At 71.5% G+C, this 22,347-nt stretch carries 15 protein-coding genes and 5 pseudogenes; 15 read left to right on the plus strand and 5 right to left on the minus strand.

Annotation, left to right across the window (positions count from 1 at the left end):
• Positions 1-94: 94 nt before the first annotated feature.
• Positions 95-235 (plus strand): hypothetical protein, encoded by a 141-nt coding sequence (locus AC6F7H_RS32695; RefSeq protein ID WP_500762212.1) that lies wholly within the window; start codon positions 95-97, stop codon positions 233-235.
• A gap of 187 nt (positions 236-422) precedes the next feature.
• Positions 423-842, plus strand: a pseudogene (locus tag AC6F7H_RS32700) (TnsA-like heteromeric transposase endonuclease subunit); the annotation flags it as partial.
• A gap of 24 nt (positions 843-866) precedes the next feature.
• On the opposite strand, the gene AC6F7H_RS32705 reads toward AC6F7H_RS32700, so the two are convergent.
• Positions 867-1,430 carry a dihydrofolate reductase family protein gene (locus tag AC6F7H_RS32705; protein ID WP_189317091.1) on the minus strand — a complete coding sequence of 188 codons (564 nt, stop codon included), beginning with the start codon at positions 1,428-1,430 and terminating at the stop codon, positions 867-869.
• A gap of 365 nt (positions 1,431-1,795) precedes the next feature.
• Here AC6F7H_RS32705 and tpg (AC6F7H_RS32710) point away from each other — a divergent pair.
• The 6 genes and pseudogenes from tpg (AC6F7H_RS32710) (at position 1,796) to AC6F7H_RS32735 (ending at position 8,486) form a co-directional block, all read left to right on the plus strand.
• Positions 1,796-2,339 (plus strand): annotated as a pseudogene (gene tpg, locus AC6F7H_RS32710) (telomere-protecting terminal protein Tpg).
• Between the two features lie 282 nt (positions 2,340-2,621).
• Complete coding sequence (locus tag AC6F7H_RS32715; protein WP_500761541.1) at positions 2,622-3,626, plus strand: AraC-like ligand-binding domain-containing protein; 1,005 nt, start codon at positions 2,622-2,624, stop codon at positions 3,624-3,626.
• 150 nt (positions 3,627-3,776) lie between these two features.
• Entirely contained in the window at positions 3,777-5,153 is a 1,377-nt protein-coding gene (locus AC6F7H_RS32720; RefSeq protein ID WP_500761543.1) for an IS1380 family transposase, read from the plus strand.
• Positions 5,154-5,488: 335 nt separating this feature from the next.
• Positions 5,489-7,726, plus strand: a complete 2,238-nt coding sequence (gene tap / locus AC6F7H_RS32725) for a telomere-associated protein Tap (protein WP_500761545.1) — start codon at positions 5,489-5,491, stop codon at positions 7,724-7,726.
• Positions 7,727-7,732: 6 nt separating this feature from the next.
• Positions 7,733-8,290: a telomere-protecting terminal protein Tpg gene (gene tpg / locus AC6F7H_RS32730; RefSeq protein WP_500761547.1), complete on the plus strand. Its 558-nt coding sequence runs from the start codon at positions 7,733-7,735 to the stop codon at positions 8,288-8,290.
• Positions 8,291-8,312: 22 nt separating this feature from the next.
• Positions 8,313-8,486 (plus strand): hypothetical protein, encoded by a 174-nt coding sequence (locus AC6F7H_RS32735; RefSeq protein ID WP_500761548.1) that lies wholly within the window; start codon positions 8,313-8,315, stop codon positions 8,484-8,486.
• Positions 8,487-8,539: 53 nt separating this feature from the next.
• Here AC6F7H_RS32735 and AC6F7H_RS32740 read toward each other — a convergent pair.
• From AC6F7H_RS32740 to proP, 3 genes and pseudogenes are all read right to left on the minus strand, one after another.
• Positions 8,540-8,739, minus strand: a pseudogene (locus AC6F7H_RS32740) (IS5/IS1182 family transposase); the annotation flags it as partial.
• Positions 8,740-8,756: 17 nt separating this feature from the next.
• Positions 8,757-9,182 (minus strand): annotated as a pseudogene (locus AC6F7H_RS32745) (hypothetical protein); the annotation flags it as partial.
• A 24-nt stretch (positions 9,183-9,206) separates the two neighbouring features.
• The gene (proP, locus tag AC6F7H_RS32750) at positions 9,207-10,646 is read right to left on the minus strand and encodes a glycine betaine/L-proline transporter ProP (protein WP_500761550.1); all 1,440 of its coding nucleotides are present in this window, start codon (positions 10,644-10,646) and stop codon (positions 9,207-9,209) included.
• Positions 10,647-11,001: 355 nt separating this feature from the next.
• On the opposite strand from proP, the gene AC6F7H_RS32755 reads away from it, so the two are divergent.
• From AC6F7H_RS32755 to AC6F7H_RS32785, 7 genes are all read left to right on the plus strand, one after another.
• A complete protein-coding gene (locus AC6F7H_RS32755; protein ID WP_500761552.1) occupies positions 11,002-12,225 on the plus strand; it encodes a sensor histidine kinase in 1,224 nt (407 codons plus the stop codon).
• Positions 12,222-12,917, plus strand: a complete 696-nt coding sequence (locus tag AC6F7H_RS32760; RefSeq protein ID WP_500761554.1) for a response regulator transcription factor — start codon at positions 12,222-12,224, stop codon at positions 12,915-12,917. The genes AC6F7H_RS32755 and AC6F7H_RS32760 overlap by 4 nt, the downstream gene beginning before the upstream one ends.
• 217 nt (positions 12,918-13,134) lie before the next feature.
• Positions 13,135-13,482, plus strand: coding sequence for a zf-HC2 domain-containing protein (locus AC6F7H_RS32765; RefSeq protein WP_500761556.1), 348 nt, complete (start codon positions 13,135-13,137; stop codon positions 13,480-13,482).
• Positions 13,483-14,811: 1,329 nt separating this feature from the next.
• Complete coding sequence (locus tag AC6F7H_RS32770) at positions 14,812-15,312, plus strand: hypothetical protein (RefSeq protein ID WP_500761558.1); 501 nt, start codon at positions 14,812-14,814, stop codon at positions 15,310-15,312.
• Positions 15,313-15,806: 494 nt separating this feature from the next.
• Positions 15,807-16,379 (plus strand): hypothetical protein, encoded by a 573-nt coding sequence (locus AC6F7H_RS32775; protein WP_500761560.1) that lies wholly within the window; start codon positions 15,807-15,809, stop codon positions 16,377-16,379.
• A gap of 3,564 nt (positions 16,380-19,943) precedes the next feature.
• Complete coding sequence (locus tag AC6F7H_RS32780; protein WP_500761562.1) at positions 19,944-20,597, plus strand: hypothetical protein; 654 nt, start codon at positions 19,944-19,946, stop codon at positions 20,595-20,597.
• A gap of 841 nt (positions 20,598-21,438) precedes the next feature.
• A complete protein-coding gene (locus AC6F7H_RS32785) occupies positions 21,439-21,879 on the plus strand; it encodes a DDE-type integrase/transposase/recombinase (protein ID WP_500762181.1) in 441 nt (146 codons plus the stop codon).
• A 159-nt stretch (positions 21,880-22,038) separates the two neighbouring features.
• Here AC6F7H_RS32785 and AC6F7H_RS32790 read toward each other — a convergent pair.
• Positions 22,039-22,170, minus strand: a pseudogene (locus AC6F7H_RS32790) (hypothetical protein); the annotation flags it as partial.
• Positions 22,171-22,347: the final 177 nt, after the last annotated feature.

The following is a 22,347-nucleotide window of genomic DNA, read 5'->3' on the forward strand; positions in this document are numbered from 1 at the left end:
TCAAAACCCTGTAGCGCTGCTCGTCTCGAATCCGGCGAGGATGTCCCGCTCGATCGCCTCCGCGAGTCCGAGTTCGGCCGGCCACGGCCCGTAGATGCGAGTCCGAGCTTTTCGGGGGACCGACCTGATCGTGGCCAAGCACCGCAACGGGGCCACGGGTACGGTCACGGTGGCCCGCCAGTTCCACTACAGCCGCCTGCGCGACATGTCCGCCGCCGAAGAACCCTTCCTGTAGGGCCTCAAATTTCGTGGCACAGTCTCATCTCCGATGGCACATTGGCGGCACTTATGCCGTCTTCGTGAGACTCGCTGGTCGGGGTTCTCACCCCTTCGGGTGGCGGGGTTCCGGCCCGCTCCGCCCGTCAGTGTCTGGCTGACACCCTTGGCTGTACGGGTCGTTGCCCGTGGGTCGGGGGTACGCGATGGACAGTGTCACGGCGACGGTGAGTAACCGTCAGCAGCGTGGTGCTCTTGTGGAGGACCGGGACTGGGGCACGGCACCTGTCGACCTTCTGCAGTCGGCTTGTCCGTGGCGGACGTTCCGTTGGTACAAGGGCCAGAAGCACTACTCGGATATCTACTGGTCAGCGACGATGCGCGACCACGTGATCTACGAGTCGCGCTTGGAACTGTCGCGGTTGCTCTTTGCCGACTTCGATCCGTCCGTACGCGGCATCGTGGCCCAGCCTTTCCTGCTGAAGACAGTGCTGGAGGGCAAGATGCGGCGGCACATCCCGGATTACATCTTGACCACTGAGCAGGGTCCGGTAGCGGTGGATGTGAAGCCGCACTGCCGGCTGTCCACCCCAGTGGTGGCGTTCACGTTCGCGTGGACCCGGCAGGCGGCCGAGTCGCGTGACGGGCGCTCAGCGCCTCGTCTCGTACCTGGTCAGGATCACGCCGCAGGGAAGCGTCCGCGTCTCCACCAGGTTCAGGTTCACCCAGCTGTCCAGCGCGGTGAAGAACGGCGTGCCGCCGCCCACCAGGACCGGCGCGGTGGCCAGCACGTACTCGTCAATCAGCCCGGCCCGCATGGCCGCCCCGGCGAGCGTCGCGCCGCCGATGTCCATCGGGCCGCCGTCCTCGGCCTTGAGCCGGGTGATCTCGGCGACCGCGTCGCCGGTGACCAGGCGGGTGTTCCAGTCGACCTTGTCGATCGTCGACGAGAACACCACCTTCGACATGTCCCGCCAGCGGCGCGCGAACTCGATCTCCGCCGGGGTGGCGTTGGGCTGCTGGTCGGCGGTCGGCCAGTAGGAGCTCATCGTCTGCCACAGCTTGCACCCGTACAGCGACAGGTCGGTCGCCTGCAACTGGTCGGACCAGAACTGGAACAGCTCGTCGCTCGGCACGCTCCAGCCGATGTCGTCGCCGGGCGCGGCGATGTAGCCGTCCAGGGTCAGGTTCATGCCGTAGATCAGTTTCCGCATGGCGCCAGCCTTCCGTGAGTCGGTCTCACGCGTACAGACCGGCGCGGCGCGGGAAACTCATCGGTGCGCGATCTGAGCTCGCATGTAGTCCTCGTGCTTGGTGGCTCAGCCGCAGACTCATCGTTCCGCCGAGGAAATGGCATCGATCTGAGACTGATCTTGGGTGACATCGCGTGAGACAACAGAGAACCAGCAGGTCACAGAAGAACGACATGTCATAGGCGACGAGACCCTACACCGCCCCCTGAGAGCCCTGGACGCCGCTGTGCGGCCCGTTCCGCCCGCCGCCGGGCAAACTCTCCCCCCGGCCCGGCTGGGAACGCCGCACAGCGACCCACACAGCCGATCATGAATGAAGAGCCCGCATGGGCATCGTGGGAGACGGCCTCGAGCGGGCCGTGTAGCGGGCGTTCACCCGCCCCCTACCGAAGTCGGCCGGTGCGCAGGTACGGTACCTGGTCAGGCAGCTCAAGGGCACCCGCGCGGTGGCCGACGTGCTCGGCGTCTCGCAGCGCACCGTGGAGCGGTACGTGAAGGACCGGATCCGCCGGCCCCGCGCGGCGTCTGGAGGACGCGGTCCGCGCCCGCTGGCAGCCCCGCGTCCGCGAGCGTGCCCGGCGCCGGGCCGCCACCAGTACCGGCCTGGTCGTCGACACCCGCGCCCGGTTCGGCTTCACCGCCGCGCCCGGCACCACCGACGACGCCCGCCTCCGCCACTTCACCCTCGCCCTGCCCCCGCAGCACGCGGTCCGTGTCTTCGACGCCCAGGACGCCGGCGCCGGCGAACAGCAGCTGCGCGACCTCGCCGCCCAGGCGCTCGGCGAGGTCTACTTCCGCGACGATGGCCGCCGCGCCCACGGCCTGGCGGTGCAGTTCACCGACGTCGAACGCCTCGCATTCGACCTGTAGCCGGCCAGGGCGGGGCTGGCGCTGGCGTCCGGCTGTGACTGAACGTTCGGCTACCGCGCCGAGATGACCACGTGCTTTGCGATCCGGGATCAGGTCACCGGCCTGCCCGCCGCGGCGTGAGCATGAAAGCCGGAACCCGGCTCCACCACACCCGACGCGCGGTCAGGCACTCAACAACGTGACAGCGTCAGATCCAGGGGCAGAGCATGGTCGTTCGGGTTGAGTTCACCGCTGACAAGACCGTCTTGGATGCGGCAACGTACTGGGGGATGAATGGTGCTGGTGACGGAGTTCAGGACGAAGGATCTGCCGGTGGCCGAGCGGTTCGGCTCCTGGCACGACATGACGGCCAGCACGTTGATACCCAGCGTGGTCCGCAGCGATCACGAGGCGGACTTCCGGGCGAGCGCGCGCGTGCTGGACCTGGGCCCGGTGGAGGTGTCCGCGCTGGCCTACCCGTCGCTGGAGACCCGCCGGACGACGAAGCTGATCCGGAGCTCCGATCCCGAGTCCTACCAGTTGATGCTGAACCTGCGCGGTAGCCACCGGATCCTCCAAGGCGGCCGGGACACCACCAGCGGCCCCGGGGAGGTGATGTTCTTCGACACCTCACGCCCCTGGCAGGGCTGGGCATCCGCTGACCAGGACACGGTGAAGGGGGTGATGGTGCGAGTCCCCCGGGCGCTGCTGCCGCTCCCGGCGAACAAGGTCGACCGGCTCACCGCCGTGCGGTTGCCCGGACGCGAGGGGATGGGCGCTGTGCTGTCCGGCTACCTCACCCAGCTGACCGCCGGCGCCACCGCCTGCACCGCGGCGGACGGCGCCCGCCTGGCCACCTGCACCCTCGACCTGTTCACCGCGTTCCTCGCCCACCACCTCGACGCCACCGCGTCGATGCCGCCCCAGATCCGCCACCGGGCCCTGCTGATGAAGATCCACGCCTTCATCCAGCAGCACCTGGGCGATCCGGACCTGTCCCCGGGCGCGGTCGCCGCGGCCCACCACATCTCCCTGCACCGGCTCTTCCAAGCCCAGGACACCACCGTCGCCGGATGGATCCGCGCCCGCCGGCTGGAACGCTGCCGCCGCGACCTGGCCGACCCCCTCCTGAGTAACCAGCCGATCCACGCCCTCGCAGCGCGCTGGGGCTTCGCGGACCCCGCGCACTTCTCCCGCGCCTTCCGCGCCGCCTACGGACTCGGCCCCCAGGACTACCGCCGGCAGCACCAAGCCGACCGGGCCCCACGTGGCACGCATCGTCAAGCACCTGGCACTCCTCGTCAATGACCGGCCCGCCCTCACCCACAACTATTAGCCTCGCGCTTGCACGAGGTAACCTGTCCGAGGCTTGATCAAATGAGTGAGGAGTGTCGCTGACCTGGGACGATGGGACTTGTCTAGGGTCCTGGTCGTCGTCATGAAAGCTGCACTCCTCAGGTGAAGAAGCGTATCGGGTCGTACCCATCCGTCCGCGTCGAGGGTGGCGGTCGCGGGGTAGTGTCCCAGGCCGGTGCGGTGCTGCTGGCCGAGACGGTCCGCAAGTCCGGTCTGGATATGGCGATGTCGGCGGCGCTGGCGCCGTGGCGCAAGGACCGGGCGGTGCACGACCCGGGCAAGGTCCTGCTGGATGTCGCGCTGGCGGCCGCCATGGGCGGGGACTGCCTGTCCGATGTCGCCATGCTGCGGGCCGAGCCGGATGTGTTCGGGCCGGTGGCCTCCGACCCGACAGTCTCCCGTCTGATCACCACGCTTGCCGCATCCGGGCCGAAGGCTCTGACCGCGATCCGGTCCGTCCGTTCGCGAGTGCGTGAGCGTGTCTGGGCACTGGCCGCGGAGAACCGCCCGGACGCCGACGGACACGTGGTCGTGGACATCGACGGCGTGCTCGTCATCGCGCACTCGGAGAAACAGGACGCGGCGCCGACCTGGAAGAAGTCCTCCGGGCACCACCCGTTGATGGCGTTCGTCGACCACGGCCCGGGCGGATCCGGGGAGCCGGTGGCCGCGCTGCTGCGACCCGGGAACGCGGGCTCCAACACCGCAAGCGATCACATCGAGGCAGCCCGGATCGCCCTGGCACAGCTGCCGAAGCCACTGCGGCGGGGGCGCCGGACACTGATCCGTACCGATTCCGGCGGCGGCACCCACGAGTTCGTCAACTGGCTGACCAAGCGGGGGCGGTGGCTGTCCTACTCGGTCGGGATGACCATCACCGCCGATATCCACCAGGCCGTGCTGAGGATTCCCGCCTCCGCGTGGACGCCGGCCGTCGACGGCGACGGCCAGATACGTGACGGCGCCTGGGTCGCGGAGATCGGCGGGCGTCCGCTGACCGGCTGGCCGACCGGTCTGCGGCTGATCGTCCGCAAGGAACGGCCGCACCCCGGAGCCCAGTTGCGGATCACCGACGTCGACGGCAACAGGATCACCTGCTTCGCCACCAACACCAGAAACGTCCCGATCGCCGAACCTGAACTGCGGCACCGCCGCCGGGCACGGGCCGAGGACCGCATCCGCAATGCCCGTGACACCGGCCTGCGCAACCTGCCCCTGCACGACACCAGCCAGAACCAGCTCTGGCTGAAGATCATCTCACTCGCACTCGCCCTGCTGGCCTGGATGCCGATGCTCGCCCTGCGAGGTGAGGCCCGCCGCTGGGAACCCAAGAAACTTCGCCTCAGACTGTTCTCCGCCGCCGCCCGGCTCGTCACAACCGGCCGCCGCCACTGGCTCCGCTTCAACGACAGCTGGCCCTGGACGGACATGATCACAGGCGCGATTCGCCGGCTCGACATCCTGCCGAACCCCGGCTGACCCGCCGACTCACCCGTCCCGACGACCTGATCAACCTGCCGGAACCGTGGAACCGGCGCCCACCCGACGCGACAGCCGGGCCCTCACCATGGCCACGAGCGACCCGACAAGCAGAAACGGGCCGCCGGACAACCGACGACCCGTCACGAAACATCGAGGCTAAACGATCACTCAACCCTCGGTGGCAACGCTTGTCCTCGCTGCGAGAGGTCAGCCCAGGACGCACCACTTGAAACGCCCATTCACCGTTCGACCGCATTTCGTACGCAATTCGTACGGAGAAGGTGCGTGATTCGTGCGGTTCACGGGATAGGGTGTCGGTCAGGAGGTGTTCCATGTCCGAGTTGTTCGACGCGGTCGACGCGCTGGTCGCTTCCCGCTCTCCGCTGCCGTCGGCGGAGGAGCGCAAGCGACTGCGTACCGCGCACGGCTTGACACTGGACGAGGTGGCCGCCGCGCTGAAGGTGCGCCGTGCCACGGTGAGCGCCTGGGAGTCCGGCAAGACCGAGCCCCGCCCGCCGGAGCGTGAGGCGTACGCGCGGCTGCTCAAGCAGCTCGCGGAGCTTTACCCCGCTGCACCGGTGGCGGAGATGACGGCCCCGGTGGTGCCGACCACGTTCACCGGCTCGCCCGCCTTGGCCGACGCGGAGATCCTGCCCGCAGACAAGGCGTCCGAGGCTGCGGCCATGACCGCACACGAGAACACCCGGACCACCCCCACTTCCGCCGCCACAGCTCCGCAGGCCGCGCCGCGACCGGCGCGCACCGCCAGGCCGACGTCGATGTCGCGGCGTCCGGGTGCGAAGCAGGCGGCCCCGGCCGGCGCTCCCGCGGGCGGCACCGACGCGCGCTTCGAGAACGGGCCGCTCGCCGTTGTCGACGTCGAAGACGGTCAGGCACTGGCGTACTGCGTTGGCGGCCTGGTCCTGGACGTGCCCGCCAAGTCCCTCCCGTCCCTGGTCGACTGGACGCTCACGGAGGCGAAGCTCGGGCAGCCGAAGCTGTCCGGGCCGGGCAAAAACGCCGACCCGCTGCTCGTGCTCACCGAGGCCGCGCTGGAGCGCTACGGCCTGCCGGTCACCCTCACCGATGAGGAGCGGCTCGCCGGGCGGATCCCCGAGGGCCACAAGGTCATCAAGCAACTGGTCCGCGCCGACTGGAAGCTGACCAAGCGTGGGTTCGGCCCGTGGGCGCGGATCTACCGCCCCGCCACCGGTTCGGAACGGGCCTGCGTCCAGTTGTGCATCCCGTCCTGGCACGCGCTCGACTCCCGCCACTGGGGCGGGGCCGCCCAGCTGCCGCCGGCGGACCTCGCCCGGGTGCTGGGCGTTTATGCGTCCCGGGTGATGACGCCGCGCGGCTCCACCGCCGTCACCGGCCTGGAGCTGATGACCGCGCTGCACCCGCCGACCCGGGCCTCCGAGCCCGACACCGACGGCAAGAGGCACTCCGAGCACAACCCCGGCAGCCTGGGCAAGGACCCGGTGGACTGTGCACCGTGCGAGGCCCCGGACGGGCACCCGCTCCTGGCGAACCTGCCGCGCTTCCACGTCCGCGGCCCGGCGGAGAAGTTGTTCGAGGAGGCGTACGACTGGGCACGCCCGATGACCGACGCCGAATGCATGCGCCGCAACCTGGTCGGCATCGACGTGAACATGGCCTTCGCCGCCGGCGCCAACGGCCTGGTCGTCGGCCTCGGTGCACCCACGCAGGTCAAGGCGCCGGTGTTCGATCCGAAGCTGCCCGGCTCGTGGCTGGTGGACCTGTCCCACGTCGACCTGTCCCGCGTGAAGGTCGGCAAGGGCAGGTGGGCGGAGCTGGACGCCTCTCTGCTGCCCAGCCCGTTCACGCCGACGGGCACGCGTCCCGAGGGCCCGGCCTGGTACGCGACACCCACTGTCGCCTACGCAGTGGAGCTGGGCTACGAAGTGCGCCCGATCGAGGCCTGGGTGCGCTACGAGAACGGCCGCTACCTGGACGGCTGGTACAACCGGCTGCGTGACGCCTACCTCGCCACCATGGCCGACCTCGGCGTGGATGCGGACCTGCCGCCGGCCGACTTCCTGGCGGCCATGGACGGCTACAAGGAGCGCGACCCTCAGCTGGCGATCGTCGTCTCGGCGATCAAGGCGACGGTGAAGGGCGGCCTGGGCAAGCTGCGCGAACGCCCGCGCGGGGAGGGCTGGCGGCCCGGCGAGCCGTGGCGCGCGCTGTCCCGCCCGACGTGGCGGCCGGACATCCGCGCGGCGGTCATCTCCCGCACGCGCATCAACCTGCACCGCAAGATCGTCAAGCATGGGGCGTTCACCGGCGACTACCCGGTCGCGATCCTGTCCGACTGCGTCGTGTACGCGGCGGATGGCACGACCCCGCTGGACTTCCTGCCCTACCGGGAGGGCAAGCCGTTGCCGGGCGGCTTCAAGCTCGGGGTGAACCCCGGCCTGGTGAAGCACGAGGGCACCCAGAGCGTGCTGTGGGGCGAGGGCGTGCGGGAGCAGTTCACGGCCCCGGAGCTCAACCTCGCCCGGTACATCAAGGACGGCACCGTCACCGGCCAGGACCACGGGGAGTAGCAGGCGATGAGCATGTTCGGGGACGGCCTGGACGCCGCGGTACAGAAAACCTTCACCCGCCCGGCACCCAAGAGCGCGGGCGCGCAGATGCGGTACCTGGTCAAGCAGCTCAAGGGCACCAAGCCGGTCGCCCAGATGCTGCGGATCTCCCAGCGCACCGTGGAGCGGTACGTGAAGGACCAGATCAAAAAGCCCCGTGCCGCTCTCGCCGCCCGGATGGAGCGCGAGGTCAAGAAGCGGTGGCAGCCGCAGATCCGTGCGAAGGCCCGCGAGAAGGCGGCGACCACCGGAGGCATCGTCATCGACACCCGCGCCCGGCTCGGTTACACCGCGCCGATCGGGTCGACGGACCAGGACCGCATCCGGCACCTGACCGTGGCCCTGCCGCCGCAGTACGCCGCCCGCCTCTTCGATGCCCAGCAGGCCGGCGTCGGCGACCAGCAGCTCAAGGAGATCGCCGCCGAAGCCCTCAAGGAGGTCTACTTCCAGGACGGCGGGCGCCGCGCCGGCCGGCTGGAGGAGGTCCGCTTCACGGACATCGAGCACCTGGAGTTCGACCTGTAGAGGCCGCACCGGAACATCGCCGGTGCTCGTGATGGTGATCCGGCAACCCGACCACAGCGATGCTGAGCCGAAGCGCAATAGCTGGCATGAAGGCACGCTTGTCGTCACCGAGGCGGTTGCTTCGATCGAAGTGCCCACTTGCCCCCGCACCATCGGCCTGCGCTGCGGTGAGGTCTCGAACCCGCGAAGCGAGTGACGTCGAATGAAACGCGTGACGGTGGAGTGCTGGGCGGGCCGGCGCGCGTTACCGGCGGATGCGAGGCCGACCGCGGAACGGGGCGCCGACCGAGCGGAACGCGAGCCGTACTTGCCCCGGTCGACAGGAGCCGGGCCGGTCCGGGCCCCCTTTTCAGGGCTCGCATGTTCACCTAGTCGATCGCGCACCGAGACCAGTCCAGCTCGCCGCGGGACCCGAGCTTGTCCAGGACCAGCCGGTGCGGGCTGGCCCACCCGGGCCAGCCCGCACCTCGACCTGCTGGCCGAGGCCCGCGGGCGAGGTTGCGAACGGCGATCTCGGCGTGTTTGGGGTCGTCCTCGAGGGGAGACCAGCCGCCCCGTCGGCCGGGGGGGAGCGGCCCAGCCAGGTGGTGCTGTAGCCGCCGAGCGTGCCGATCTCAAGGATGTGGCGAGTGCCTTGCACCTGGGCGAGGAGCCGGAGCAGCTTGTCCTGGGCGGGGGACACGGTGATGGACGGAAGGCCGGCGGCCTCGCTGTCCCGCAGGGCGGCCGCCAGCACATCGTCGCCCAGGGCATCGGGCAGCAGACGGGCGACGAAGTAGTCGTCCACCGTGCGCCAGAGCTGGGACTCGCTCTTGCGCCCCTGCCTTTCGTCAGCGGTACTGGTTGACCCGTTTTCCTGGTGGACCAGTACCGCTGACCACAACAGGACCACTCGGCTCCCCGCTCAGGGCGCTCCTCAACGCGCCGAGGCCTGTGGGGACTGCTGCTCCCCGGCCTCCAGGGAAGGCGGCGAACCCGGCAGCGGGCGCCCCGCCGACTCGGCCATGCGCCACACTGCGAACCCGCCGATCACGGCCGCCGCCATCATGTAGTAGGCGGGCATCATCACATTGCCGGTCGCGCCGATCAGCGCCGTGACCACCAGCGGGGTGGTCCCGCCGAACACCGACACCGAGACGTTGAAGCCGATGGACAGGGAGCCGTAGCGCACCCGCGTCGGGAACAGCGCCGGGAGGGCGGCGGGCATCGTGGCGGTGAAGCAGACCAGCAGCAGCCCCAGGGCGCCCATCCCGACCGCCACCGCGAGCAGGCTGCCCTCGCGGATCAGCAGCAGGGCCGGTATGGACAGCAGCAGGAAACCCGCACAGCCGGCTGCGATCACCGGGCGGCGGCCGATCCGGTCGGTCAGCGCACCGGCGAAGGGCTGGACGATCATCATCAGCACCATCACGCCGAGCACGACGAGCAGACCGTGCGTCGCGTCGTAACCGAGTTCACCGGTGAGGTAGGTCGGCATGTACGACAGCAGCATGTAGTCGGTGACGTTGAAGACCAGCACCAGGCCCACGCACAGCAGCAGCGCCCGCCACTGGCCGGTGACCATCTCGCGCAGCGGCACCTTCGGGCGGTCGGTCTCCGCCTTCTCGACCTCGGCCGCGAACGCCGGGGTCTCCTCCAGGCGCATGCGCAGGTAGAGGCCGATGATGCCCATCGGGCCCGCGATGAGGAACGGCAGGCGCCAGCCCCAGGAGAGCAGGTCCTCGGAGGAGAGCAGCGCGGTCATCAGCGTGACCAGGCCGGCACCGCCGATGTACCCGGCCAGCGTGCCGAACTCCAGCCAGCTGCCCAGGAAGCCCCGGCGTCGGTCCGGTGCGTACTCGGCGATGAAGGTCGAGGCGCCGGCGTACTCGCCGCCGGTGGAGAAGCCCTGCACCAGACGCGCCGCCAGCAGCAGGATCGGGGCGCCGACGCCGATCGTGGCGTAGGAGGGGATCAGGCCGATCGCGAAGGTGCCCACCGCCATCATGATCATGGTGAAGGCGAGGACCTTCTGCCGCCCCACGCGGTCACCGAGCGGACCGAAGACCATGCCACCCAGCGGGCGGATCAGGAAGGCCGCGGCGAAGGCACCGAACGTGGCGAGCAGCTGGGCGGTGGGGTTGCCCGAGGGGAAGAAGACCTTGCCCAACGTGACCGCGAGGTAGCTGTAGACACCGAAGTCGAACCATTCCATCGCGTTGCCCAGGGCGGCAGCCTTCACGGCACGCCGGACGAGCGTGGGGTCGGTGACGGTTGGCGCCTGTGCGGTTCCGGTCTCCTGCGGCATGGGAGAGGACTTGGACATGGCGGCTGTGGAAGTGCCGGCTGTGGGAGCGGCGACTGGGGCAGTCGACAAAACGTCGCTCGCCTACCTTTCGACGGGGACAGGGACGGGATCCGCGCGGCGGCGCTGTCGGGCGGTCCGGAGAAGCGACGATAGGTGCACTTGGCACCTATACGGGCGGTATGCGTTCAGTTGCAGAATGCATCCAAATGCCGGGTGGGCAGGCACGCAGCCTCTCCCCACAGTCGCCCGGCCAGATGTCCTCTGTGAGCCATCTCGCGTCCACCCGCTGCAACCCCGACCCCTCGCCGCACGTCGTCTGCCGCACCAAAGAGTGGCCAAAAGCAGGACGGACGTCAGGTGAGACGGGGGTGTGGCTGGTGGTGGTGGGTGGGTGGTGTTGGGGTGTCGGCCCTACGGTGGGGGGATGGTGGTGGTCGGTGGTGGGCGGCGGGGGGCGGGTGCCCGGGTCGGTGTGCTGGATGTGCTGGGGCCGGTGGTGCTGTTCGTGCTGTCGGTCGCGGCGGCCTCGGTGGTTCCGCAGGAGCACCGGATTTTGGTTCGTCCGTCTGCTGTGGTGGTGGCGGCGGTCTGCTGTGGTGCGTTGGTGTGGCGTCGGCGTCACCCGTTCGGTGTCCTGGTGACCGCGTTGGTCTGTGGGGTGGTTTTCCAGGTGCTCGGGGTGCGGGAGAGTCCGTTGGTGACGAGTCCGGTGATTGTGTCGGTTTATACCGTGGCGGTGCGCACCGATCGGCGGACGACCTGGATGGCGGCGTCGGCTTCGGCTGCTTTGCTGGTGGGGGCGGCTGTGGTGTTCGGTTCCGGTTCGTGGTTCGGGGACAATGTGGCGACGCTGGCCTGGACGGCTCTGCCGGCTGCGGTGGGGGACGGGGTGCGTTCGCGTCGTGCGTATGTGGCGGCGGTGGAGGAGCGGGCGGAGTACGCGGAGCGGACCCGGGAGCAGGAGGCGCGGCAGCGGGTGGCGGCCGAGCGGATCCGGATCGCGCGTGAGTTGCATGATGTGGTGGCGCATCATATTGCTTTGATCAATGCGCAGGCGGGTGTTGCTGTTCATCTGGTGGAGCGGCGGCCGGAGCAGTTGGTGACCGCGTTGGAGGGGATCCGGGAGGCCAGTCGGTCTGCGTTGGAGGAACTGCGGGTGACGGTGGGGCTTCTGCGGCAGTCCGATGATCCGAAGGCGCCGCGGGATCCGATGCCGGGTCTGGCGCAGGTGCCGGAGCTTTTGGCGTCTTTCGGGCGGGTCGGTCTGGTGGTCCGGCAGGTGCGGCAGGGGGTGGTCGTGCCGCTGGCGCCGGCGGTGGACCTGGCCGCGTACCGCATCGTGCAGGAGGCCCTGACGAATGTGCGCAAGCATGCCGGGGTCGATCGTGCCCGTCTCTTTTTGCACTACCGGCTCCGGTGGCTGACGATCACGGTGGAGGACGACGGGCGTGCCCGGTTGCCGGGGTTGCGTCCCGGGATTGGTCACGGGCTGATCGGGATGCGTGAGCGTGCGGCCAGTGTCGGGGGGAGGCTGGAGGCTGCGGCGCGCTCCGGCGGGGGTTTCACCGTGACTGCTGAGCTGCCGTTGCGGCCGGGTGCGGCCGTGGTGGCGCCGGTCGGGCGGGAGGCCGAGGAGGGATGGGTGTGACGGTGCGTGTGCTGCTCGCCGATGACCAGGCTCTGCTGCGGGGCACCTTTCGGATGCTGTTCGATTCGGCCGAGGACATGGAGGTGGTGGGGGAGGCGTCCAACGGCCGCGAGGCGGTGGAGCTGGCGAGGGCGCGGCAGCCGGATGTGGTCCTGATGGACATCCGGATGCCGGAGATGGACGGTCTGGTCGCCACGCGGCTGATCGGCGGGGCCGAGGACTTCTCGGCGGTGAAGGTTTTGATCCTGACCACTTTCGAGGACGACGAGTACGTCGCGGAGGCTCTGCGGGCGGGGGCGAGCGGCTTTCTCGGCAAGGGTGCCCGGCCCGAGGAGCTGCTGGAGGCCGTCCGCACGGTCGCGGCGGGGGACGCGTTGTTGTCTCCTGCGGCGACCCGGGGGCTGATCAGGCGGTTTTTGGCGCAGCCGGAACCGTGCACGGGGGCTGTGCACGAGCGGCTGGAGTGCCTGACGCGGCGGGAACGCGATGTGCTGGGGCTGGTCGCGCTGGGACTGTCGAACGAGGAGATCGCCGGGCGTCTGTTCGTCAGTCCGCTGACGGCCAAGACCCATGTCAACCGGGCCATGACCAAGCTGGCCGCCCGTGACCGGGCCCAGCTGGTGGTCATCGCCTACCAGTGCGGTGTGGTCAGCCCGGCGACGGCGGCGGGTGGTTCCTCGGCGGCCGGGTGAGGGCCGGTGTGGCCGCGTGGGGTGGGGTGGCCCTGTCGTAGGCCGGCCTGCCGGATACCGCGGTCGTGGTAGCGGGGAATTGCTGCACGGGGACGACGCGCGAGGGGCTGTTTTTGGGCGATGGTGAGGGCATGGAACGGAGCTGTGGAGCGGTGCACCGGCCGTCTGCCGGCCCCGTTGACGGCGTGATTCTCACCCCTGCACGAAGGGACCTGTCATGTTCACTGCCTCCCAGGATTGCCGCACCATCGGTGACCTGCTCGAAGGACACGCGCTCAACGTCCTGGACCCCGGTGAGGCGAGCGTGGTCCGCGCCCACCTGGTGACCTGCGCTGACTGCCGGGACGAGCATCACTGCCTGGCGGCCGTGGCCGCGCACCTGTCCTTGCTGCGCAAGGCCCTGGCGTGCGACGTCGGCCGGCAGCAGTCGGCGTACCTGTCCGGGGCGGCCGGGTGCCGTCATGGCTCGCGGCACCGGCGCCGCCGGCACCGTGGGGCCCGGGGGGCCCTGGCCACCTCGCTCACGCTGTCCCAGTGGGTGAGCCGGCTTGCCTGCGACAGGTGAGCGACCGGGGGGTGTGCTGGTCCGCCCGGGTGGTGTGCTGGTCCGCCCGGGCGGGGTGCTGGAAGTGCGCGCCGGGCGCGCCGGTGGGGGGTCCGCCGCGGACCGCGGCGGACGCCGCTGACGGTTTCTGGTGGTGTGCAGGCCAGGGGGAGTCGTGGGTGTGCCCGCTGCCGGGCATTTCTCACCGGGCACCGCCGCCTCTTGGGGGCTGCTGCGGCGGGCCGTGGCCGGCCTGTCGCGCGGGTGGCCGAGGGGGTGGTGCCGGTGATGGTGGACGAGGCCGTGGCAGCCCGGCCGGGGCCGGCGGCCGCGCGGTGACACAGAGCGGCGGGGAACCGGTCTTTGTCTGCGGCAGGCGCGGCGTGCGTCTGAGCCGGCTGTCCGTCGACGAGGAGTTCGGCGGTCTTGGAAAGCGGGCGTTGTGGCTCCTCTCCTGCCACCGGTGGATCCTGCACCGGGCGGTGAACGTGGCCTGCGCCGCCGCACCCGGGCCCCGCGCAGAGGCGGCCCGGGTGCGGATGCGCGGTCGGGGCGAACGTGCCGGGGGTGTGCGGCGGCGCTGTCGTGTGGTGGGGTGCGTGGGTCTTTGCCGGCGCGTCGGGGTGGGGGTTGGGTTTCGGGCCGGTGCTCAGGCCGTGGCGGGCCGGCCGGCGGCGCCGGTGGCCTGGTGTCGGAAGGGCGGGGCGGATGGTCGTCTCGGTGCGGTGGTGGGGGCTGTCGTCCGGTGGCGGGGTGGCCGGGTGGCTTTGTTCCTCTCCGGGCACAGCGAGGGCCGGTGGGTGGTGGGGGCGGTCGGTGGTCACTCGCCTGGTGGATCCCGGCGAAAGGTGACGGCAGGCGGCCGGTGGTGTGCGTGGGCCTCGCGCGGCCCTGCCGCCCGGTCGTCGGCCGGGGGCGTGTGCGCCGGTGCTGTCGCCGCGGTGGTGGTGCCGGCCGGATCGGCGGTCGGGGCGGGGGCGCGGTGAGGCTTCGGGCGTCGGCAGGGCACTCGCCGGTGCCGGCGTCCGGGGCCGGTTCCGGCTCGGGCCGGGGCGGGTGCTCCGGGCCTGGGCGCGGGGGCCGGCGGGCGGCTTCTGTGCCCGCCCGGGTCTGCGGCAGCATGCTGCCCGCCGCCGGCAGCCTGCCCGCGCCGTCCGCGCGCCGGCCGGTGCGTGGACGGCGAAGGGGGGGGCGGATGGGTGAGCGGGCAGGCGTGAAGGGGGCCCGGCACCGGACACGCCGCCTTGGGTGTCCGGTGCCGGGCCGGCGGCGGGGGCATCATGTCCCTGGCCTGCGCGCGCGGTGGCGCGCGGGGACTTGTCGGCCCAGGACTCGAGCACGGGATGGATCATGCTGGACAGCCCCGCCTCCACCCCGCGAGGCCGTGCGGAGCACGGCGGGGCGCGCGTGGTGGCCGGGGTTCTTCTCCTGGCCGATGCCGGGATCCACGCCTACGAGGTCACCGGCGCACACGTGCCCTTCCTCATCGGCGGTTTCACCGCCACCGCGGTCGGTGCCGCTGCGGGCGCCCTTCTTCTTTTGACCCGCGCACCGCGGCTGGGCTGGGTCGTGGGAGGGCTCACCGCGTTGCTGACCACCATCGGCTGCATCGTCACCCGTGCCACGCCCGTTCCCACCGACGAGGACGACTACGGCAACTGGCTGGAACCCCTGGGCGTCTGCTCGTTGGTCATCCAGGGCATCGTCGTCGTCATGGCCGCCGTGGCGCTGAGCGGGCCCGCCCCGCTGCGGCCGGGCCACCTCGTCCAGGAGGCGAGGTCGGTGACACCCGGCCTGCGGCCCGGTGAGCCGGGTTCCGGCTTGCCCGGCGAGCCGCCCGCATCACCGTGAACACAGCCCGCCGCGGGCGGTGAACGCGCCCCCGGGGTGCTCGCGTGGGCCCGCCGGCCGGCCGCGGGTGCCCGGTGCCGGGGACCTGGGGCCGGCGTCAGGTCGTCGCCTGCACGGGGACGTTCTGCAGGAACGCCCCGGTGCGAACGGCGGCACGTCACCGGCCTGCCCGCGCGCCCCGCCCGCCGCCCGGCAGCACCGCGGGAAGAACGGTTTCACCCGATGTGTCAACGAGCGACACGCCGCGGCCGCGGGTGAGCAGACACGCGAAAAGTCCCCCGGACGGCGTATCGGGGCATCAAATCCACTACAGGAAAGGCTACCTGATTCTCCGTCAGCACGCCATGACACGCCATGAAGGCTTCCGCTATGACCTGATTGGAGTCAATCTGCTGACTTCCCCTTATCTCTCGATATGACAGATATGGGAATCGGTCAGTACGTTCATCACGAGTCGGCTGCCGGCCGATTTCCCGAGACAGGAGAAACGCGTGATGAAGACCCGTCCCACCGTTGTTACCGCGGCCGTCGCGGCCGCCGCGGCCCTGGCCGCCACCGGTATCACCTATGCCTCGGCGTCCGCCTACGAGCCGGCGCAGGCCGCCCCCGCGGTCCAGCAGGCGGCCGCCCCGGCCGCGGCCCCCCTGGGCGGCGAATCCGGCAAGGAGAACGAAGGCCGAGGCTTCGAAGGAAAGGACCACGAAGAGCGGGAGTTCGAAGGCCGGGGCTTCGAAGACCGGGAGTTCGAAGGCCGGATCCACATCAACGAGCGTTCCTACTCGGCCGCCCCGGGCGGCTGCGTCACCATCGTGAGCGGTCTGGGCTCCCGCAGCCTGAACATCCGCAACGACAGCTGGCGGACCGTCGAGGTCTTCCGCGGGGCCACCTGCGACAACGGCGCCCCCATCGCCACCGTCGGACCGCACAGCTCCAGCGACGGCGTGCACCCCGGACACGTCAAGGGCGGCGTCTTCGTCAAGAACGGAGTGGTGGGCAGCTTCCGGGTCGTCCACCACTTCGGCAAGCACGGCGGGAACGAAGGATTCGGCGGACGCGGCGGACGCTGACCGGACCGCCGCCCCGGCGCAGCACACAGACCCCGGCCCGCTGGAATCGGGCCGGGGTCCCCTGCAGCATCCCACCCCGAACACCCGCTTTCACGCACCCGCCGGGCACCCCGTCACGAATCTTGACCACGGTGCCCTGTCGGTCCGGCCCCGCCGCGCCGGCGCGCTCAGGGCGGCTTCAACGTCGCAGCGGTCAGGCAGGTGTGCAGGTCACGGCGGTGTGACGAGGGCGGGTGGGGACGCGGCCGCAGGCACCGAAGCTCCGTTGCGGAGGCGGCCTTCCCCGGTCCCCTTCGCGCAACGGAGCTTCGCTTCGGTGCGCCGTCGGTCTTGTGCCGTCTGCCTGGTCGAGTCGCCCGCTCATCGGCACCGCGCGACCGGTTTGCGGCGCCGGCGCGAAAAGCGTCACCCGGTCGTGGCAGTACTGCTGATCGCGTGCTCCGCTGTCGTCACCGGAGCGAAGACGTTCACGGCGGTCGGTGCAGGGGCGGCAAAGGCCCCGCGGGACGTCCTGGCCCGACTCGGCGCCCGCACCACGGCGGCCCCGGCCGGTGTGTATCGCGCCCGGCAGCGCGGTTTTTTGCCGGGTCGTCAAGGACGCCTGCGCCGGCGCCTTGGCCGGCCTTTTCGGATACGGCCCGGCCGGGACCGGTACCCGCGCGCCGGACGGCAGGAGTGCTTGCGGCTCGTGCCGCGGCGCCGCCCCGCCGCACGCCTGCCGGCCGCGCTGACCGGCACCGGGCCGGTGGTCACCCGGCTGCGGGTCCCGGGCAAGACGGACGAGATCACCTGCTGCGCCGCCCCGCCTTACCCCTGCGGCCCGCACCGGATCACCGTGACCGGCGAGGCCCTGCACACCCGGCGCGACCACGCCCGCCTTTTCGCCGGCGGGAAGGGGGCGCACGGCGTGTTCACGGTGAAGCGGAACCAGAAGGACCTCTACGAGCAGCCGCGGACCCTGCCCCCGGGGCGAGGCGACGGCAGAGTTGTGCGGCCGTTTTGCCGGCCGCGGCCCACTGGAACGCGGGCGGTGCGGGCCCTGGCCGTCACCGGTTGCGCGCGCCGGCTTCCCCCACGCTGTCCGGGCCGCCCAGGCCGTGCGGTACCGCGCCTCGGCCACGGTGGGCAGGCGCAGGCGCGAGACGGTCCGCGCCCGCACCGGCCTGACCAGCCGCCAGGCATCCCCCGAGCGGATCGCGAACACGGTGAGGGCGCACCGGGGGATCGAAAACCGGCTCCGCCTCGGCCGGGACACCGCCCTGTGCGAGGACGCCTCCAGGTGCCGCACCGGCCACGGCCCGAAGAAGACGGCCACCCTGCGCGGCTTCGCCAGTGATCGGCTCCGCACCGCCGGCCGCACCGGCACCGCGGCCAGAGGACTGCGCGAGACCGCCCGGCGCGCCTGCGAGCGGTCACTGGTCCTGTGCCGTTCGGATACTCGTCTCCGCCGGTCGGGCCATGTCTCGGTATGCGCTGACCGGGCCGCCGGGAACGCGGCTGCACAACAGCCGCGTGGTGGCCGCGGGTCGCCGGCCGGTGGCAGCTGCCGTTCGGCGAGCGGTGGCGGCTGTCCGCGGCACCGATGCGGGCGATGCCCGCGGTGGTGCCGGGCGTACTCCCCGAGCACTCGCCGGGCCCGGGTCTCCTGCCGGATCAGCACCTGGTCGCGGGCCTCGCGCCGCAGGGGCTTGACGACCCGTTCACCGTGCGCGTTCCTCCGTGGGGATTGCGGCGCGCTCCCCACGGCCTCGATGGTTCGGGACTCGAGGACTGCCGCGAAAAAGCCGGCGTACCGCCCCGTCCCGGTCCCGGACCGACAAGCGCAAAAACTCAAAGGCGCACGCCCGGCTCGACGGCGAGGCCGCGGGCCTGCTGCACCGTCCACTGCGCGGTGGGGGAGCGGGGAGGCCGGCGATGTGCAGGCGGCGTGTGCCGTGCTCGAGGAGGACCGGCCGCAGACCCGGCAAAGACCCGCCAGGGCGATGAGCGGGACATCGCAGGCGATGACGCCGTCGGCCTGCGCCGTGAGGGACTCTTGCCACGGGGGGCCCGCCTCCGCGGGGTGCGGGGCCTGCGCCGGCGCGGTCACGGTCTTTCCTGCCGGAAAGGCGCCGGCCCGGTGCCCGAGCCGCGCGAGCTCGCGGTGGATCCTGCGCCGGTCCCCGGCCGGGGGGTGCCCCGGCCGGGCCTGCTCGGGCGCCTGCTGGAGTCCCCCTGCGCGCCCCGGGCCTTCGGTGCCACGCGAGTGAAGTCCCCGGTGTCACCGGGAACATGTCCGCCCACCGCTGCCGGGGTGTCGGCAAGGACAGCACCGGTGAACCACCAGCGGTCCACCGGTGCGTGGCGCACCGGGCGCGCGAGCCGTCTGCGCAGCACCGCGTTCGCGTGCCGCAGGACAGGGAGCCCGGCGTTCTCGGCCGCCTGCCGGCGCGGCAGCACCGCCGGAACCGACAGCAGCTTCCGGGGCACCCGGTACACCGGCGAGGCAATCACCCAAGGCACGCTCCCAGCGAGCCCTTCGGCACCGCCAGATCCTCTGCGAGCTGCAGCGACGCGTTGTCGAACGGCACACGACGCCCCGGGTTCCGGTGCGCCCGGCGAGCCGTCCGCATCACCGTGAACACAGCCCGCCGCGGGCGGCGAACGCGCCTGACCCGGCCGGACGTGACGTCACCTCCGTCGGTCCCGGCACCGAGCCGGTCCCGGAGAGCACCTGTCCGCCCGCCCGTGCCCGCTGGTGGTACCCCGCTGGTCGTCATCGACCTGACGGCCCGGGAGGTGATCGGCTGTGCGACGGCCGGCCGCCACCGCGCCGCCCCGGTCGCCGACGAGCTGAAGACGGCCGCCGGCCGCGGGCTGTTCAAGGAGGGCTGCATTGCGCACCCGGACCGCGGGTCCGAGTACACCCCACGCGAATACCGCAGCCGGCCGGGGAAGCCGAAAACGCGGCGAGCATGGGCAGAACAGGCTCCTGTTACGATAACGCCGCAGCCGAAAGCGGAAATCGGGACCATCGTCCGGAATTCCCATGAGGCTGCCCGAGCCGGCGTCTTCCGCTTCACCGGGGCCGAGTACAGCCGCCCCGTCTGCGCAGGCACCCCGTCCACGGGTACGCCACCCCGCTCGGGCCGGGGCACTGACGACGCGGGACCTCGCCCCGGCACCGTAACCACCCGGTGCCCATGACCAGGGGAACGTTTCGGTGCGAACGGCGGCACGTCACCGGCCTGCCCGCGCGCCCGGGCGCCCCGCCCGCCGCCCGGCAGCACCACGCGAAGAACGGTTTCACCCGATGTGTCAACGAGCGACACGCCGCGGCCGCGGGTGAGCAGACACGCGAAAAGTCCCCCGGACGGCGTATCGGGGCATCAAATCCACTACAGGAAAAGCCACCTGATTCCCCGTCAGCGCACTATGACACGCCATGAAGGCTCCCGCTATGACCTGATTGGAGTCAATCTGCTGACTTCCCCTTATCTCTCGATATGGCAGATATGGGAATCGGTCAGTACGTTCATCACGAGTCGGCTGCCGGCCGATTTCCCGAGACAGGAGAAGCGCGTGATGAAGACCCGTCCCAACGTTGTTACCGCGGCCGTCGCGGCCGCCGCGTCCCTGGCCGTCACCGGTATCACCTATGCCTCGGCGTCCGCCTACGGGCCGGCGCAGGCCGTCCCCGCAATCCAGCAGGCGGCCGCCCCGGCCGCGGCCCCCCTGGGCGGCGAATCCGGCAAGGGCAACGAAGGCCGGGGCTTCGAGGGCCGGGGTTTTGAGGGCCGGGGTTTTGAAGACCGGGGCTTTGAGGGCCGGGGTTTTGAAGACCGGGGCTTTGAGGGCCGGGGTTTCGAAGACCGGGACTTCGAGGGCCGGATCCACATCAACGAGCGTTCCTACTCGGCCGCCCCGGGCGACTGCATCACCGTCGTGAGCGGTCTGGGCTCCCGCAGCCTGAACATCCGCAACGACAGCTGGCGGACCGTCGAGGTCTTCCGCGGGGTCACCTGCGACAACGGCGCCCCCATCGCCACCGTCGGACCGCACAGCTCCAGCGACGGCGTGCTCCCCTGCCCCGTCGAGGACGGCGTCTTCGTCAAGAACGGAGTGGTGGGCAGCTTCCGGGTCGTCCACCACTTCGGCGGATACGGCGGCAACGGCGGATTCGGCGGCAACGGCGGACGCGGTGGATTCGGCGGACACGGCGGGAACGGCGGACGCTGACCGGACCGCCGCCCCGGCGCAGCACACAGACCCCGGCCCGCTGGAATCGGGCCGGGGTCCCCCCTGCAGCATCCCACCCCGAACACCCGCTTTCACACACCCACCGGGCACCCCATCATAAAACCGGACAACGACGCCCTGCCAGCCCAGCCCCACCACGCCGGCGGGCGGCGTCGACCGGTTGCCGGCATGACGCCGGACGTTCGCCGGGGCCGTCCTTGGTGAAGGCCGCGTCTCCCCGGTGGTGCGCAGTGCCCCTGCCGACCGGCGCCCGCGGTCCACGATGCCTTCAAGTGCTTTGTGCGCCCCCGCGTGGCTGGCTTTTGCTGCTGGGTGGTCCGTGCGGCTGCGCAGGCGGAATCGTGGTGCAGCGCTGTTCCGGCATGGGTGGCGGTGCGCCGGCAGGGTGATGGCAAAGTCCCCTGAGCATGAATCGGTGCAGGCCGGCTGAGACCGGGGAGGGCCGGCGGCCACCCGCAGGGGCGACGGGCGGCCCTGCGGGCATGGCCAGGCCGGCTGCGGGCCTGCCGCTACGGTGGTCTTCGGGCCGGCGGCCTGCCGGGTCGGGGGAGGGGCGGCAGGCAGGCCGCGACACCGCCGTACCAGGGCTTTTCAGCACCCGGCGGAGAGCATCGCGCACGCGGTGGGGCGGTACCGCCGCTTCCCGCTCTCCTTTTGGAAGGCCGGGCAGCCGCTGCTCATCCGCGGCGTGCTCGTCTCCCACGGGACGGTCCGGCAGTGGCGCGCCCGGTTCGGGCCCCGTACGCCGCCGGGCTGCGCCGCCGGCCGCGGGCCGGCGGCACGTGGCACCCGGACGAGGTCTTCGTGAAGGCCGGCCGGGGTGCGGTACGGCCCGTGGCGCGCTGCCGGCCAGGACGGCAACGTGCTGGACGTCCTGGTGCGGTCCCGGCGCGACGCGGCGGCCGCGAGGCGGTTCCTGGCCAAGCCGGTGAAGAAGCGGTGCCGGGCGCCCCGGGCGCCGGTCACCGGCAGGCTGTGCTCCTGCGGCGTCGCCCACCGGGGGATGACGCCCTCGGCCGGCCACCGGCAAGGGCGATCACGAGCCCGAGGACGACTTTGCGTACCTTCCCGCCCCGCCGACGATTGCCCCACGGCGCCGGGACGCGCCCTGCCGCGGCGGCACGGCGCTCTCTGCGGCACCGGCCTCCTGCCGGGACTGCGGGCGCCACATGCCCCCCTTTGGCCAGTGGATGGAGAACAGAGTGCCGGACCGGGCGAAGGCAGGGCGCCGGGAGAGGAACGAGGCCCCGCCCGCCGGTGACTGGCAAGACGGCGTTTTGAGAAGGGCGCGACATCCCGCGAGTGCGCCGTGGTCCCTGGCTCCTCGACCGGGGGCCGGAGCGGGCATCCCGTCGCTCTCGGCCTGTGCGCCCGCGGCGAAGCGCTCCACGGGCGCGAAGCCGACAGGGACCGCCTCACCGGTGCAGCAGCGGTGCAGCGGGGACGTGTTCCTGTTGAGACGGCGGCCCGGCGAGTCGTGACTGCGGCCCGTACGCTCCCTCAGTTCCCGCAGCAGCGCCGCGCGTTGTGCCACGCAGTCCTGTGCCGGCACCGTCGCCCCCCGTAGTCGTCAGGCCCGCCCCGGTCGACAGCAGGCGCCCCGGGGCCGTGTCCCAGGCACCCGTGTATCTGCAGGCCAGGGGGCTGGACGGGTTCCACCCCGGCCGATTTGGCGGCGCGGCTTGCGCCGGCCTGCCGCGGCCGCTGATGCGCTTGGTGCCGCCCCGGT

The sequence above is a fragment of the Streptomyces sp. MMS24-W38 genome, assembly GCF_059889265.1.